Source organism: Acinetobacter legionensis (genome assembly GCF_048552295.1).
In the GTDB taxonomy this organism is placed as follows: Bacteria; Pseudomonadota; Gammaproteobacteria; order Pseudomonadales; family Moraxellaceae; genus Acinetobacter.
Genome location: NZ_JBIMCW010000007.1, coordinates 91,210 through 106,204, shown reverse-complemented (window position 1 = coordinate 106,204; position 14,995 = coordinate 91,210). Strand labels below are relative to the sequence as shown.

Annotated in this window: 18 protein-coding genes and 2 tRNA genes; 11 read left to right on the top strand and 9 right to left on the bottom strand. The window is 37.7% G+C overall.

Annotated elements, in window-relative coordinates; genetic code table 11:
• The first annotated feature begins 218 nt into the window (after positions 1–218).
• On the top strand, positions 219–1,880 hold the full coding sequence (gene ettA, locus ACG916_RS07660) for an energy-dependent translational throttle protein EttA (RefSeq protein WP_336953649.1): 1,662 nt from the start codon (positions 219–221) through the stop codon (positions 1,878–1,880).
• A gap of 43 nt (positions 1,881–1,923) precedes the next feature.
• Here ettA and ACG916_RS07655 read toward each other — a convergent pair whose 3' ends face one another.
• Together ACG916_RS07655 and hisF are read right to left on the bottom strand one after the other, a co-directional pair.
• Positions 1,924–2,322, bottom strand: coding sequence for a tetratricopeptide repeat protein (locus tag ACG916_RS07655; protein WP_419328001.1), 399 nt, complete (start codon positions 2,320–2,322; stop codon positions 1,924–1,926).
• Positions 2,323–2,651: 329 nt separating this feature from the next.
• A complete protein-coding gene (gene hisF, locus ACG916_RS07650) occupies positions 2,652–3,410 on the bottom strand; it encodes an imidazole glycerol phosphate synthase subunit HisF (protein WP_427927399.1) in 759 nt (252 codons plus the stop codon).
• 113 nt (positions 3,411–3,523) lie between these two features.
• Here hisF and ACG916_RS07645 point away from each other — a divergent pair, with 113 nt between their 5' ends.
• From ACG916_RS07645 to ACG916_RS07635, 3 genes are read left to right on the top strand one after another with little or no spacing between them, the layout of a single operon-like run.
• Positions 3,524–4,474 (top strand): homoserine kinase, encoded by a 951-nt coding sequence (locus ACG916_RS07645; protein ID WP_419328000.1) that lies wholly within the window; start codon positions 3,524–3,526, stop codon positions 4,472–4,474.
• Positions 4,475–4,494: 20 nt separating this feature from the next.
• Positions 4,495–5,133, top strand: coding sequence for a DUF1294 domain-containing protein (locus tag ACG916_RS07640; RefSeq protein ID WP_419327999.1), 639 nt, complete (start codon positions 4,495–4,497; stop codon positions 5,131–5,133).
• 31 nt (positions 5,134–5,164) lie between these two features.
• Positions 5,165–5,557 (top strand): DUF4870 family protein, encoded by a 393-nt coding sequence (locus tag ACG916_RS07635; RefSeq protein ID WP_004725331.1) that lies wholly within the window; start codon positions 5,165–5,167, stop codon positions 5,555–5,557.
• 83 nt (positions 5,558–5,640) lie between these two features.
• On the opposite strand, the gene ACG916_RS07630 is transcribed toward ACG916_RS07635, so the two are convergent.
• A complete protein-coding gene (locus ACG916_RS07630; RefSeq protein ID WP_419327998.1) occupies positions 5,641–6,576 on the bottom strand; it encodes a DMT family transporter in 936 nt (311 codons plus the stop codon).
• Between the two features lie 152 nt (positions 6,577–6,728).
• Here ACG916_RS07630 and ACG916_RS07625 point away from each other — a divergent pair, with 152 nt between their 5' ends.
• Positions 6,729–7,022, top strand: coding sequence for an antibiotic biosynthesis monooxygenase family protein (locus ACG916_RS07625; protein ID WP_336953654.1), 294 nt, complete (start codon positions 6,729–6,731; stop codon positions 7,020–7,022).
• Between the two features lie 91 nt (positions 7,023–7,113).
• Here the strand turns inward: ACG916_RS07625 and hisA are convergent, their stop codons facing one another.
• Together hisA and ACG916_RS07615 are read right to left on the bottom strand one after the other, a co-directional pair.
• Positions 7,114–7,845 (bottom strand): 1-(5-phosphoribosyl)-5-[(5-phosphoribosylamino)methylideneamino]imidazole-4-carboxamide isomerase, encoded by a 732-nt coding sequence (hisA, locus tag ACG916_RS07620; protein WP_419327997.1) that lies wholly within the window; start codon positions 7,843–7,845, stop codon positions 7,114–7,116.
• 77 nt (positions 7,846–7,922) lie between these two features.
• Positions 7,923–8,585 (bottom strand): 3'-5' exonuclease, encoded by a 663-nt coding sequence (locus tag ACG916_RS07615; protein WP_419327996.1) that lies wholly within the window; start codon positions 8,583–8,585, stop codon positions 7,923–7,925.
• A 124-nt stretch (positions 8,586–8,709) separates the two neighbouring features.
• On the opposite strand from ACG916_RS07615, the gene ACG916_RS07610 reads away from it, so the two are divergent.
• Positions 8,710–9,111, top strand: coding sequence for a transcriptional regulator (locus ACG916_RS07610; protein ID WP_336953657.1), 402 nt, complete (start codon positions 8,710–8,712; stop codon positions 9,109–9,111).
• 41 nt (positions 9,112–9,152) lie between these two features.
• Here ACG916_RS07610 and ACG916_RS07605 read toward each other — a convergent pair whose 3' ends face one another.
• The 3 genes from ACG916_RS07605 to hisB form a co-directional block, all read right to left on the bottom strand.
• A complete protein-coding gene (locus ACG916_RS07605; protein ID WP_419327995.1) occupies positions 9,153–9,689 on the bottom strand; it encodes a DUF805 domain-containing protein in 537 nt (178 codons plus the stop codon).
• A gap of 188 nt (positions 9,690–9,877) precedes the next feature.
• Complete coding sequence (gene hisH / locus ACG916_RS07600) at positions 9,878–10,495, bottom strand: imidazole glycerol phosphate synthase subunit HisH (protein ID WP_336953659.1); 618 nt, start codon at positions 10,493–10,495, stop codon at positions 9,878–9,880.
• Positions 10,495–11,088 carry an imidazoleglycerol-phosphate dehydratase HisB gene (gene hisB / locus ACG916_RS07595; protein ID WP_004725347.1) on the bottom strand — a complete coding sequence of 198 codons (594 nt, stop codon included), beginning with the start codon at positions 11,086–11,088 and terminating at the stop codon, positions 10,495–10,497. Before hisB ends, hisH begins: the two co-directional genes overlap by 1 nt.
• Before the next feature lie 102 nt (positions 11,089–11,190).
• On the opposite strand from hisB, the gene ACG916_RS07590 reads away from it, so the two are divergent.
• The 5 genes from ACG916_RS07590 to ACG916_RS07570 all read left to right on the top strand — a co-directional run bounded on the left by ACG916_RS07590 (position 11,191) and on the right by ACG916_RS07570 (position 14,498).
• Positions 11,191–11,568: a GNAT family N-acetyltransferase gene (locus ACG916_RS07590; protein ID WP_005034402.1), complete on the top strand. Its 378-nt coding sequence runs from the start codon at positions 11,191–11,193 to the stop codon at positions 11,566–11,568.
• A 327-nt stretch (positions 11,569–11,895) separates the two neighbouring features.
• Positions 11,896–11,971 (top strand) — tRNA-Phe (locus ACG916_RS07585).
• A gap of 133 nt (positions 11,972–12,104) precedes the next feature.
• Positions 12,105–12,180: transfer RNA gene (locus ACG916_RS07580), tRNA-Phe, on the top strand.
• Between the two features lie 199 nt (positions 12,181–12,379).
• Positions 12,380–13,141, top strand: a complete 762-nt coding sequence (locus ACG916_RS07575; protein WP_336953660.1) for a class I SAM-dependent methyltransferase — start codon at positions 12,380–12,382, stop codon at positions 13,139–13,141.
• A gap of 85 nt (positions 13,142–13,226) precedes the next feature.
• A complete protein-coding gene (locus ACG916_RS07570) occupies positions 13,227–14,498 on the top strand; it encodes an OmpP1/FadL family transporter (protein WP_419327994.1) in 1,272 nt (423 codons plus the stop codon).
• A gap of 44 nt (positions 14,499–14,542) precedes the next feature.
• On the opposite strand, the gene ACG916_RS07565 is transcribed toward ACG916_RS07570, so the two are convergent.
• Entirely contained in the window at positions 14,543–14,962 is a 420-nt protein-coding gene (locus ACG916_RS07565; protein WP_336953662.1) for a GNAT family acetyltransferase, read from the bottom strand.
• Positions 14,963–14,995 lie beyond the last annotated feature (33 nt).

Sequence of the window (14,995 nt, the reverse complement as noted above, 5' to 3'; positions counted from 1 at the left end):
CAATTTGTATATCATTATCAGTCGAATTTTTGTTGGTGATAATGTTTGAGATTGCAATTTGATTGAGATTATTGGTGTTGAAAATGTTTTCTTGATGCTTTTAAAATATCTCAATCAATTGGACAAATCTGAACAAAAATAGATAAATTCAGCGTATAATTGACGGTATTTATTTATTCGCATTTTGCGAATTTCTATTCATTATAGAGGAGTCCTACGTGGCCCAATATATTTACACGATGAACCGTGTGTCGAAGATGGTTCCGCCTAAACGCGAAATCTTAAAAGACATCTCTTTATCATTTTTCCCAGGTGCAAAAATTGGTGTACTTGGTTTAAACGGTGCAGGTAAATCTACCCTACTCCGTATTATGGCTGGCGTAGATAAAGATTTCTCAGGTGAAGCTCGTGCGCAACCAGGTATTAAAATCGGTTATCTTGAGCAAGAACCACCATTAGATCCAAATAAAGATGTTCGTGGTAACGTTGAAGATGGTTTACGGGAACCATTGGATGCATTGGCACGTTTAGATGAAGTTTTTGCTGAATATGCAGCTGAAGATGCTGACTTTGATGCGCTTGCAAAAGAGCAAGAGAAATTAGAAGCAATTATCCATGCTTGGGATGCGCATAACCTAAGTAACCAAATGGATCAGGCTGCGGCAGCATTGAATCTCCCAGCATGGGATTCTGACGTAAGCTTACTTTCAGGTGGTGAACGTCGTCGTGTTGCATTATGTCGTTTGTTATTGTCTAAACCAGACATGCTACTGCTTGACGAACCGACGAACCATTTGGATGCAGAATCTGTATCTTGGTTAGAACGCTTCTTGAAAGACTTTGCCGGTACAATTGTTGCAATTACCCATGACCGTTATTTCTTGGATAACGTTGCAGAGTGGATTCTTGAGCTTGACCGTGGACATGGTATTCCTTATCAAGGTAACTATTCTTCTTGGTTGGAACAAAAGAATGCTCGTTTAGAGCAGGAAAATAAACAAGAAGAATCTTTTGCTAAAGCATTGAAAAAAGAATTGGAATGGGTTCGTTCAAATGCTAAAGGTCAGCAAAAGAAAAACAAAGCACGTATGGAGCGCTTTGAAGAGCTTAACTCACGTGAGTTCCAACAACGTAATGAAACGTCTGAAATCTATATTCCACCTGGTCCACGCCTAGGGAATAAGGTTGTAGAAGTTGAGGGCATCAGTAAATCGTTTGATGGTCGTCTACTTTATGAAAACCTATCTTTCACGGTGCCACCAACGGCAATTGTTGGTATTGTTGGTCCAAACGGTGCGGGTAAAACTACATTATTCCGTATGATGACAGGCGAACAGCAACCGGATACGGGTAGCGTTGTATTAGGTGAATCTGTAAAAGTTGCTTATGTTGGTCAGATTCGTGACACTTTAGATAACAATAAAACCGTTTGGGAAGAAGTTTCTGGCGGTTTAGATATCTTAAGAATTGGCGAATATGAGATCGCATCTCGTGCCTATATCGGTCGTTTTAACTTCAAAGGTCAAGATCAGCAAAAGCGTGTAGGTGAATTGTCTGGTGGTGAACGTAACCGTTTACAACTTGCGAAGATTCTTCAGATGGGCGCAAACGTGATTTTGCTCGATGAACCGTCGAATGATTTGGATATTGAAACTTTACGTGCACTAGAGGATGCAATTCTTGTATTCCCTGGTACTGTTATGGTGGTATCGCATGACCGTTGGTTCCTCGACCGTATTGCGACACATATCTTGTCATTTGAAAATGAACAGCCTGAATTTTACGAAGGTAACTATGCTGAATATGAAGCATATCGCTTAGCTCGTTTGGGTGATGCTGCTGTGCAAAAACGGACCAAATACAAAAAAATTGGGGGTTAACTCCTCATTTTGTTGATAAAAAACCAGCTTTCGAGCTGGTTTTTTATTGCTGATAGAAATGACATAGTTGGTCTCGTGCTTCGAGATGACCCTGATTTGCAGCAAGTAATAACCATTTGTATGCATTGACTTTATCTGGAGATAATCCAAGTTGCCCCTGTAAGTAAATCATGCCTAATTTATATTGTGCTGAGCTATACCCTTTGAGTGCTGAATGTAAAAAATACCAAATCGCATTACGTTGATATTTATATATTTTTTCATTGTGATGGTAATCAATATCAAGTTTATACTGCTGATTCAGCGCTAAATGTTCATAACTGGTTGCGCGATGGTAAATGTGTATTGATTCAGAGATATTAAATGATTGATATGGGTTGGAATAATGGTATTTATAACTGAAGATTTCCTTTAATTTTCGTATTGTTTTTATTAAATCCATAATGACTCACGCTTATTTTTTATAAAGTTCCTATCATAAGATTAAAGGAAATAAATAGAATAAGAAATACCCAGTGATCAGGATTTTTCCATATAAAAGTATTTAAAAAGTGATTCAAGATAAATAAATAATTTATTCAGTTTTAATTCTTATTCAGTTTGATATCAGTGAGTTTAATAATTGATAATTTATATAAAATGAGTTGTTAGTCGTTATTTAAAATAATACCTATTATTTATGTATTCTATCTAGGTGTTTTAATAGGGTTTAATAAATAATATATAAAAGAATGCAAAATAACATTCTTCTATATATGTACTCATTATCAATTAAAGACGCATTTCAATTCCTTGCTCAGCAAGATATTTTTTCGCCTCAGGGATAGAGTATTGACCAAAATGGAATATAGAGGCTGCCAATACAGCATCGGCACCACCTTTTAAAATACCATCTGCTAAATGTTGTAAATTACCCACACCACCTGATGCAATGGTCGGAATGGTGACACGATCATTAATTTGACGCATTAAACCAATGTCATAACCCGCTTTAGTCCCATCTGCATCCATAGAGGTAACCAATAACTCACCTGCACCGAATTGTGCCATTTTCACAGCCCATTCAATCGCATCTATGCCTGTCGGTTTGCGGCCGCCATGGGTGAAAATTTCCCATTTATTTTCACCAGTTCTTTTTGCATCGATTGCTACAACAATACATTGTGCACCAAAGCGCTGAGAAGCTTCTTGAACGAATTCAGGATTAAATACTGCAGCAGAGTTGATGCTGACTTTATCTGCACCTGCATTTAATAACAAACGGATATCTTCAACTTTACGAACACCACCACCAACTGTAAGGGGGACAAACACACTTTCAGCCATACGTTCAACAGTACGATAAGTGGTATCACGGCCATTCGATGTTGCGGTAATGTCTAAAAAGGTGATTTCATCTGCACCTTGCTCATTATAACGACGGGCAACTTCTACAGGATCTCCTGCGTCACGGATATCTAAAAACTGGACACCTTTCACCACACGACCATTATCTACGTCCAGGCAAGGAATAATACGTTTAGCGAGCATAATTTTTTCCAAAAATAACAGGCGATTATGAAAGTTCGTGACTTAGGTGCTACACCTCGATAGTCGAAGCGGTTATTCTATCAAACTTATGTAAGTTTTTTCGCAGGTTTTCTATGTCGGTTTATACCACTTTGAGTTTAAAAGAAGTTCAACACTTTGCAGCACCTTATGGATTAGAGGTGGTTGAACTTAAACCAATTCAAGGCGGTGTGCAAAATACCAACTATTTTATCATTTGTGCTGATGGAACACAGTTCGTATTAACATTATTTGAAAATATGGATGCGCAAGCAGCAGGGGAATTAATTCCTGTTTTAGAACACTTGGGTCAACAAGGTTTGCCAGTTCCTGTTCCGTTAAAACATAGCGGTCAGTCGATTCATAGTTTAAAAGATAAACCTGCACAAATTGCGCCACGGATGTCAGGTAAACATCCGATGCCCTCTACAACCGCTCAAGTTGAGCAAATTGCTGTGGCACAGGCCAAAATGCATGTGGCGTTACAAGACTTCCCATTACAGCGTCAAGTGGTGCGTGATCATGCTTATTGGTACAACGTTGCTCAACAAATTAAACCGACTTTAGATGTAGCTGATAGTGCTTTGCTGAATAATCTTTTAGGTTTGTATGAAGCACTGACAATGATGTATCCAAATCGACCTAAAGGTTTTATTCATTCGGATTTGTTCTGTGACAATACTTTGTTTGAAGGCGATGAGTTAAAAGGCATTCTTGATTTTTATGAAATGAATCAAGATGAATTGCTTTTTGATATTGCGATTACGTTAAATGATTTTTGTACAGAATATCCGAGTGTTACTTTGAATGAAGCCAAAGCAATGGCTTTCTTAAGTGCATATACCTCGATTCGTCCTTTGACTGAAGATGAAAGAGCTTGTTTAGAGTTATATTTGGCTATGGCCGCAGGTCGCTTTTGGATGATGCGTTTACAAATTGCTCAGATGAATGCTGCTGAAGCACGTACAGGTGATGATATTTTGCAGAAAAATCCGCAAGAAATGCGTAATATGTTGATCGAAAGATTAAAGTTTGTTACTGCTTAATAGTTTTTTTAGGAAATAAAATGCGTGATCAAGGTCGTTTAGTTGAATGGTTTGATGATAAAGGCTATGGCTTTATTCAACCAAATGATGGTGTAAAAGATCGCGTATTTTTACACATCAAAGATTTTGCACAAAAAGGGCCACGCCCAATCGTTGGCTGTGCACTTGAATATGTGGTGCAATTAGATGGTCAAGGGCGTTATAAAGCAAAACAAGTCACGTATTTAAAAGCTACACAAATGGCGAAAGTGACAAGCCCGCAAGCGGCTAAAGCCAAACATTTACATGCAACAAAGCAGGCTAAATTACAGCCGATGCAAATTCTGTGCGCTGTTTATATTATTGTTTTGGCAATCATGAGCATAAGTGGTTTGCTCAATGGCATGTTTATTCTTTTTGTCAGTATCATCAATGTGATGACCTATTGGTTTTATGCACAAGATAAAGAGGCTGCGCAGAGCAATCAGCGTCGTGTTCCTGAAAATACCCTGCATATTTTAGCTTTTTTAGGCGGTTGGCCCGCAGCTTGGCTAGCCCAGCAACGCTTACGACATAAAACACAAAAACAACCCTTTAAAAAGATTTATTTGTGTACCATATTCTTTAATATTTTATTGATTTTATGGTTAATTTCGCCTTTGAATATGTTTAAGATTTAAACGGGCGTTAGCAAATTTAAAAGGGCTTACAATGAATAATTATGTTGATCCAAATAATAGTAAATCTCTGACTTTAATTTTATATATCCTTTATATTGTTGCAATTTTTTCTGCGGGAATTCTTGCAATCATTGCATTGATTATCAATTATGTAAAATTGAATTCGGTCCGTGGTACGATTTTCGAAAGTCATTTTAGATGGCAAATCCGCACTTTTTGGTGGTATTTAGTCTGGACGGTAATTGCATTTATTCCGTTTATTTTTCTATTTTTTACCATGGATAATGTCAATGCCTTTGCTGGTGTTGCGGTGGGTGCTACGATCTTTTGTGCTGCCACTTTATTTATTTCTTGGATATGGATTGTCTATCGGGCCATTCGAGGCATTATTGCGCTGAATGATGATCAAGCCTTACCGATATAACTGAATGAACAATGTTTGGTAAGTCTTGTTCTTGAGCAATACAGCTTGATCAAACGGTAATTTTAGTAAAAACAGCGTTCTGATTAAGAACGCTGTTTTTCTATCTCAGCCGAATTTTCTTCAAGCTGTCGTTTGTATAAAAATTTGGGTTTCCATTCACTGATGATAACCCCCAATACTACAAGTAAACCGCCAAAAAGAGCCAGCAATGGTAAGCGCTCACCTGCAATTCTCCCAAATAAAGCTGCCCAAACTGGTTCGCCAGCATAAATCAGGGCAGCTTGAGAAGGATCGACAGAACGTTGTGCCCAATTCATTGTCAATTGTAATAGAGCACTGGTTAAGCCTAGCCCAACTGAAAGCATCACCAATTGCCACGAAAAGGGTGGAATATGCAACTCATCCACAAAAGGCATACTGGCAAATGAAATCAATGAAGCAAAGGCAAGCTGAATCACCGTTACACGCTGAATATTGACGCTCCCAGCAAAGTACCCGATGAGAATGATCTCCATAGCAATTGCAAATGAGCCAACTAATGTGACGATTTGCCCTGTATTTAAATCAATTTGATCAAAACCATTTCCTGTCAGAAAAATTAAACCGATAAATGCTAAAAAAATACCAAGCCAGATCATGATTTGTGGTCTCTTACGAAAAATCACCCAGATAAGAATCGGAACAAGTGGCACATATAAAGCAGTTAAAAATGCAGACTCACTGCTACTAATAGTTTGCATACCTACCGTTTGTGAGCCATAACCTGCAGCAATCATGCCACCAATGAGCGCACCTGCGATTAGCTCTTTTAGATTTATACCTTTTAGATATTTATAAGATAATAATCCAACAGCAATGGTGGCCGCAGCAAAACGACAACCGACAAAAAACATAGGGGAACTATAGTTTAGGGCACAATGTACAATGACAAATGTACCACCCCAAATCATGGTCATAAGTATCAACGCAATTTGAGGTGTTCTGGACTTTAAAAATAAAGCGAGGGGAGAGGAAGACATAAAATAGAGTAATGTGGAAGGGCAGGGCTATTTTACGTGAAAGCACAGGATTGTGCAGATGTTAAGCTGAGTAATCGGGTATTTAAATCATTCAATTGTCATGCAATAGTGATAGCCTATTGAATCAAAATTTTGATAAAGAGAAATAAATCATGGTGATCGAACAGGCTTTATTTCATATTGTTGATGGTCAACAAATGGCTTTTGAAAAGAAATTTTATGAACTATCGGATACCTTTAGAAGTGCTCAAGGTTGTGAAAAATTTAAATTGATCCGATGTATAGAAGATAATCAAAAATATATTCTTCAAATTCATTGGATTGACCTTCAAACCCATACAGATATTTTTATGAAAACGGATGAATTCAAACAGTGGTTTATGTCAATGAAACCCTTTTTAGCCAGTAAAATTGAAATGCAACATTTTGAAAATACATTGGTTTAAATAAAAATATAGCAATTCAAACACTATTTTTCACATATAAAAAAAGAGAACCTCTTAGGTTCTCTTTTTTAATCAGATCTTGATTTGGACATTAAAACCCTTGTTCATCCAATAACAATTGAGCTTCACGTAGGTTGAGTGTGCCTTCGTAAATTGCACGACCTGTGATCGCACCTAAAATACCTGGTTTCCCTTTTAAATTACGTACATCGTCTAGATTGGTTACACCGCCTGACGCGATCACTGGAAGACCTGAGTATTGCGCAAGATTTACAGTCTGTTCAACATTTACGCCTTGCATCATACCATCACGCGCGATATCGGTATAAACAATGCTCGAAACCCCAGCATCTGCAAAACGTTTTGCAAGATCAGTGGCTTTTACATCTGTGACATTTGCCCAACCATCTGTTGCAACCATACCATTTATTGCATCAATACCAACGATTATGTGTCCTGCAAACTTCTTGCATGCTTCTTCAACAAATTCAGGATTTTGAACTGCTTTAGTTCCAATGATTACAAAAGAAACACCTGCATCTAGGTAATGTTCAATTGTTTCCAAAGAGCGAATACCACCACCAATTTGAATAGGAAGTTCAGGTTGTGCTCTAGCAATTGCCTCAACTACTGGTTTATGAATTGGTGTTCCCGCAAAAGCCCCATTCAAATCAACCAAATGTAAACGACGAGCGCCTTCATTCACCCAATGCTGTGCTGTTGCGACAGGATCATCAGAAAATACGGTATCGTCTTCCATACGACCTTGTTTTAAACGAACACATTTACCATCTTTCAGATCAATTGCCGGGATGATCAGCATGCTTTCGCTCCTTGCTTAATCTCAATTAAGAATTTATTGATCTTCATATTAGCAAAAACTTGATCAATTTCTAAGTGTCAGTTTAGGCTTTTATTGGGCTGAATGCTCAATTTAAGCTGAGTATGCGCGATCGTGTCAGGTATTAAGCCTAAATCCAGTAAGGCTTTGAAAATTAATATAGCAGCATAAGCATCGGCTGCCGCATATTCAATTTGAGGTGTTGTGAGGATTTTACGTGACCAATTTGAAGTGCTAATTGATTTACTTTTAGGGAAGTTGACCTTGAATAACAATGCCATCGCATTTTTAATCCCCAAAGGATTGTTGAAACCAAAACTCGAAAAGCATTTTGAAAGTTCGATAACACTGTTGAGTTGTATGCCTTTTTTACGAAATAGATGTGCATCATTTTTTAAGCCAAAACCGACTTTAATTTGATCAGGATTTTCAAAAAAGGGCGCTAGAAAAGCCAAAATATCTGCTGAAACTTGAAATAAATAGGCTTTTTCAAATGTCGCCAGTTGAATAAGATGTGGACCAGTTTGTATTTCACCTTTATTAAAGGTAGGTTTTGACTCAGTATCGAAACCAAAAATGTGCGCCGTTTTTAATTCTGCTTCAATTGCTTGGCATTGTTGTAAGCTATTGACCACAACGATGTTACTCAAAGGCAAATTTTGAAAACGGGGAAAGCTCTGAATTTGTTCTTTACTAGGAAGTTGCTGAGTTTGAATATTCACAAATTAAAGCTCACAAATTTTAGTCGACCAGTTTAAGCATTAAAAATATTAACCATATTGTGTTATAACAAACTTTGAATAAAAGATGATAGTTTTGTGGGTCAAAAACACAGGAATAAATTGTATGGTTGAAAAAGATGATGATCTTTTTATAGAAGGCGCCAAGCGTTTAAAGCAATTAATTCAGGATAAAAATATAAAAGCCAGTGATATTGTTAACGTACTCGAGACTTCAAAAGGAACCATGACCAAATGGTTGCAAAACTCAACACCGTCGAGTGCGCAAAGCTTAATTGAATTGGCGCGTTTAGTTGGGATGACTGAACGCTGGAATATGGAATCTAAACACCAAGATAAAGCAGATCTGGTGACCAAAGCGTATGCTGAGTCTGAATTGGATTTAAGTCATGTCACAATGGAACAATTGATCAATGAAATTAAAGACCGGTACGCAGCTTTAAATTTAAAGGCGGATATTAAAATTAGTGTTGAACCGTTGGAAGGTGGTTTTGTCACCAAAGAGTAAAATAACCACCTTATAAACATAGGGTGGTTATTCCAGATGCTTTATTCAGATTGATTAATTTGCTGTTGATATTGTTGTAGTTGTTGTGCTTGCTCTATATAACTTTGATATGCTGGAATTGCTGTAATTGCAAGAATTAGAATACTGATTGGTAATACTACAATATAAATCCAGCCGAGTACTTTTTCCCAACCCTGAGTAATACGAGGTGCGCCATAGTTATTTGCCCCTGTATCTCCTTTTGCACAACTTAAATAAATAAAAAAGAATAAGTTAACCAAAGGTATAAACATGAGAAGAGATAGCCATCCACTTTGATTTTTGTCATGTAAGCGGCGGATTATAAAAATAAAACTGAAGTAAATCAGAGCAATGTAGATAATAATTGCAACTGCACCTAATATAAATAAGAGTGCCATAGAAGGTGAATTACTTAAAGCAGGGATGAATAATGCAGCGATAATACCCACTACGCACATAGATAGGCCCAATAGCATATTCCATCCTAAATAGGATAATCTGCCGAAACGGCCACCGGCGCTTAGAGCTGAATCATGGGTTTGAAAATTAGAGGGCATTTTTGTTTTCCTAGAATGAATTAAGGTTTAAATCAGTTTTTAAAATGAATTGTTGGATTTTTATTCAATTTGAATGAATCATAATAAACAGAGGATAAAAAATAAAGTCTTAATAGAATAAAAAATCAAGCCAACTGCAATTGGCTTGATTTTTAGAGATATAAATCAAGATGAAACTGACGAATGAATTAGATTTTCCATTCCACAAAGTTTTTCAGTAACTGCAAACCTGCTGTATGGCTCTTTTCTGGATGGAATTGTGTCGCAAACAAATTTTCTTTATGAATGGCTGTGCAGAACTGCAAACCATAATCACATGTTGCAGCAACAAGAGACTGCTCTTGTGGTTCGACATAATAGCTATGTACAAAGTAGAAACGGGTATCTTGATTAATATCTTTCCACATAGGATGATTCGGATCTATTTGATGAACTTGGTTCCATCCCATATGTGGGACTTTTAAGTCTTTCATATCTGGGAAATGTTTTACAACTCCATCAAAAATCCCCAGTGCTGGAGTACCTGCATTTTCCTCTGATGATTCAAGCAAAGCTTGCATACCGACACAAATCGCAAGTACAGGTTTATTAAACGCCGCATGGCGTACAACTTCATCAATACCAGCTTCATGCATACCCTGCATACAATCACGCATTGCACCTACACCAGGAAATACGATTTTATCTGCTTGAGCGATTAATTTTGGATCATTTGTGACATCTACAGTTGCGCCAACATGTTCGAGTGCTTTGGCTGCTGAATGAAGATTTCCCATGCCATAGTCAAGAAGGGCAATACGGGTCATTACAAGGTTCCTTTGGTCGATGCAACAGTATTTTCTGCACGAGGATCAACTTCACATGCCATACGAAGTGCACGTGCAAATGCTTTGAACACACTTTCAATTTGATGATGGCTATTTTTGCCTTTTAAATTGTCAATATGCAAAGTCATTAAAGCGTGATTTACAAAGCCCTGAAAAAACTCGGAAAATAAATCCACATCAAAGCTGCCGATACGAGCACGTGTAAAAGGGATATCCATCCATAAGCCCGGACGACCTGATAAATCCACTACGACACGGCTTAAAGCTTCATCAAGCGGCGCATAGAAGTGACCATAACGTTTTAAGCCTTTTTTATCACCTAGTGCTTGCGCAAATGCTTGGCCTAGTGTGATTCCACAGTCTTCTACAGTATGGTGATCATCGATTTCTAAGTCACCATCACAATGAATATCGATGTCAAATAAACCATGACGCTTGATTTGATCAACCATATGGTCTAAAAAGGGAACACCTGTATTGAGCGTGCCTTGACCAGTACCATCAAGATTCACACGAACTCGAATTTTAGTTTCGTTGGTGTTTCTTACCACTTCACTGATACGTTGCGCCATAGACACGTTCCTCAAAAAACGTCAAAAATTAAAAGTTTGATGTAAAGATATTTCGCTGTGACGAAAGTCACAGCATATTAGATTGCTCAGGAGGGTTAATCAATGCCTATTACCGTACATGCTAAAACTTCACTCGAAAATGAAGAAGTTCGCGATCAGCTTGAGCGATTATATGACACCAGTCCTGAATTTGGGGATGGTCATGATGCCATAGAACAACTTGAGCAAAACTTGGCTCATTATACCTTACTTTATGTCGCAGAATTTAATACAAAGATTATTGGTGCATTATGGTGTACAGGGCAAGGTGAAAGTCGGACTCTAGAAAATATTGTGGTGCATCCTGCTAACCGAGGACGAGGCGTTGCAGAACGTTTAGTCGAAGAAGTTTGTCGGATCGAGGAAGAAAAGGGCGTTAAAAATTTTGAACCGGGCTGTGGAGCAATCCACCGTTGTTTAGCTCACTTAGGCAAAATCTAAGATGATCAAGAGTCTTTAATCAATTGAAGCAACCTGATTAGGTTGCTTTTTTTATTTGGATATTTTAGGAAAAATAAGTTTGGGCTAATCTTGAAGCAGAATATTCTAGTTTTCAGAGAAACACTTTAGACAAATTAAATTTTGGATGAATACCTTGGTCTCTAAATAGAAAATGCAGAAATTGGCACCCCATCACTTAAAAGTGTATGGAAAACAACCTTATTCAGCGTGAATGAGTGGTTTTTGTTGTAAAAATAAACTATTGAATGATTTTTGTGATTTCAATGCTTGACGGCTAAACCATTAAATTGTTTAATACGCCCCATCGGCGTGATAGCTCAGTAGGTAGAGCAACGGATTGAAAATCCGTGTGTCCCCAGTTCGATCCTGGGTCTCGCCACCATATTTAAAAATCTTTGAGATTTCAATCCCTGATCCCATCAGGGATTTTTTTTGGATGAAAAATATTCGGTTGAATAAAAAAGTCATGATTTTTATTGACTATTGAACTGAGATACGGCTTAATACACCGCATCGGCGTGATAGCTCAGTAGGTAGAGCAACGGATTGAAAATCCGTGTGTCCCCAGTTCGATCCTGGGTCTCGCCACCATATTTGAAAAACCTCAAACCTTGTTTGAGGTTTTTTATTGTCTGTTTACTTTTTGGGAATTCAAAAATTGATTCTCATCATTAAAAAATGTCACTGAGAAGTTGTAAATTGAAGCCATTGTCTTACAAAATATCTTGTCATGACTTATAAATGTCGTAAGATAAATCTTAGGTAAGTGAAATAGATTGTTATAAGAACAATGAAAGATTTATTTTCATCAGGTAGCCAGCTTTATCAGCAAGCCCGACCGAGTTATCCTCCTGAAGTGGTTCAGGAAATTTTAAATCATGTTCCAGAACGTGGTTTTGCTTGGGATTGTGGTGCAGGTTCAGGCCAATTTACTCAACTGCTCAGCCCTTATTTCGATCATATTGTTGCAACAGATATGAGCGAAAAACAATTAAGTCTTGCACCTTATTTTGATAATGTGAGCTATCAAGTCCAATCTGCCGAAAAAACCTCATTTATAGCACAGAGTTTTGATTTGATTTCTGTTGCTCAGGCCATTCATTGGTTTGATTTTGTAGAATTTTATAAAGAAGTTGAACGCACACTAAAACCCCAAGGTATTCTTGCGGTGATCGGTTACGGCTTAATTCATGTCGAAAATTCAGCCATCAATACAATGATTCAAAACTTATATACTGAAAAACTAGAAGGCTATTGGGATACAGAGCGCCGTTATATCGATGAAGAATATAAAACCATTCCATTTCCTTTTGAAGAAATAAATGTTGCTGAGTTTAAGATGCAGTACCAGTGGTCGTCTGCGCAATTATTAAAGTACTTATCCACTTGGTCTGCAATTAAACACTATTGCGAAAGAAATCAGGATCATCCATTACTTGATTTAGCTGAAGCATTAACCAACGAGCTTGCAGATTTGACCATCACATTCCCGGTTTTTTTAAGAGTGGGCAAAATTAAAAAATCAAAGAAAAAATGCTTTATGCACAAATAAAATAAGGATCGCATTTTATCTTTGATTACAACAAATATTGCTAACAATATACTTACTTATATATTATTTAAAAGTAAGATAATTGATGAAAACTCCTGTTAAAATATTATCCCTTACTGTATGGGTATCGGTATTCAGCTCTACATCTTTTGCAACGACAGGTTATTTTATGCATGGCTATGGGGTAAAGGCCCAAGGCAATGCAGGAACTTCCATTGCTCAATTTCAAGATGCATTAACGATTGCTAATAACCCAGCAGGGTTAAGCTGGGTTGGTGATCGTATTGATGTTGGTGCAACTGTGTTTTCACCTGATCGTTCAGCTGAGTTTGTGGCTAATCAAATACCACAAGATTATCCTAATGCCAATGGTACATACGACGGCAATGGACGCAAATATTTTGTACTACCAGAGCTTGCCTTCAATCACCAAATTAGTCACCAAGTAGCTTTAGGTTTAGCAATATATGGGAATGGCGGAATGAATACGGGGTATAAAAATAATCCATTTGCAGCATTTGGCAACACTGGAACAGCAGGAGTGGATTTAACACAGGTTTTCATTACTCCAGCAGTTGCTTGGAAATATTCAGAAAATCAATCTATTGGAATTGCAACCAATATTCTCTATCAACGTTTTGAAGCGCAGGGAATTGGTGGGTTTAGCGCATTTTCAGCCGATAGTTTAAATTTAAGCAATCGTGGTAAGGATTCTGCGACTGGCTTTGGTGCACGTATTGGTTGGGCTGGAAAATTCTTTGATCAACGCTTAACTTTTGGTGCAAATTATTCTTCAAAAATTAATGCAGATCGCTTTGATCGATATCGTGGGTTATTTGCTGAACGAGGTGACTTTGATGTTCCTGAAAGTTATGGTGTTGGTGTAGCTGTCAAAATCACACCTTTATTAACAGTAGCTGCGGATGTGCAACGGATTAACTATTCGGATGTGAAATCGGTAGGAAATCCTTTTGATCTTGCACAATTACAACAAGGTCATGCTTTTGGTACACTACAAGGGCCTGGATTTGGCTGGAACGATATCAATATCTATAAACTGGGTGTGTCTTATCAAGCACATCCAAAGCTCACACTAAGAGCCGGTTATAGTCATAATGATCAACCGATTCCAGACAGTGAAGTCTTTTTAAATATTCTTGCTCCAGGGGTGATTCAAGACCACCTCAGCGTAGGTGCAACTTGGAATTTCGATCAACATCAAGAAATCAATATTGCCTATACACGTGCTTTAGAAGATGAGGTAAAAGGAAAAATTTCCCCTGCGTTTGGTAGTGGTGAAGCGAAACTCAAAATGAGTCAGGATATTCTAGGTCTATCATATGGCTATAAATTCTAAAATTTTTTGTAAATAACTATGAGATTAATTCTATTGGGCTTATTTTAATCTGGGATAAGGCGTTTACCTAAACACACGACTTCAATTTCTTCATAGCCAAGTTGCTCATAAAAGCTTTGTACATCAATGTTATCTTTGCGGATCAGGAGTTGCAGTTTTGGGCAGCCTAATGCAACTAAGCGCTTTTCAAGTTGTTGTATCAGTGCGGTCGCAACACCATTACGTTGATCATGAGGGTGCACGGCAAGATAGTTGACCCAGCCCCGATGCCCATCATACCCCCCCATAACCGTAGCGATCAATTGTTCATCTTTGACCGCCAATAGAAACAATCCGTCTTTTTGTGCGACTTTACGGAAGATATCAATTTCTGGGTTGTTCCAAGGACGGGTTAAATCGCAGACTTCCCACAGTGCGATGACTTCGTCTAAATCGGTTTCCTGAAACTGTCTGATAATAAACATAGAATTTTTATCTCTTGTTTTTTAAAACAATCT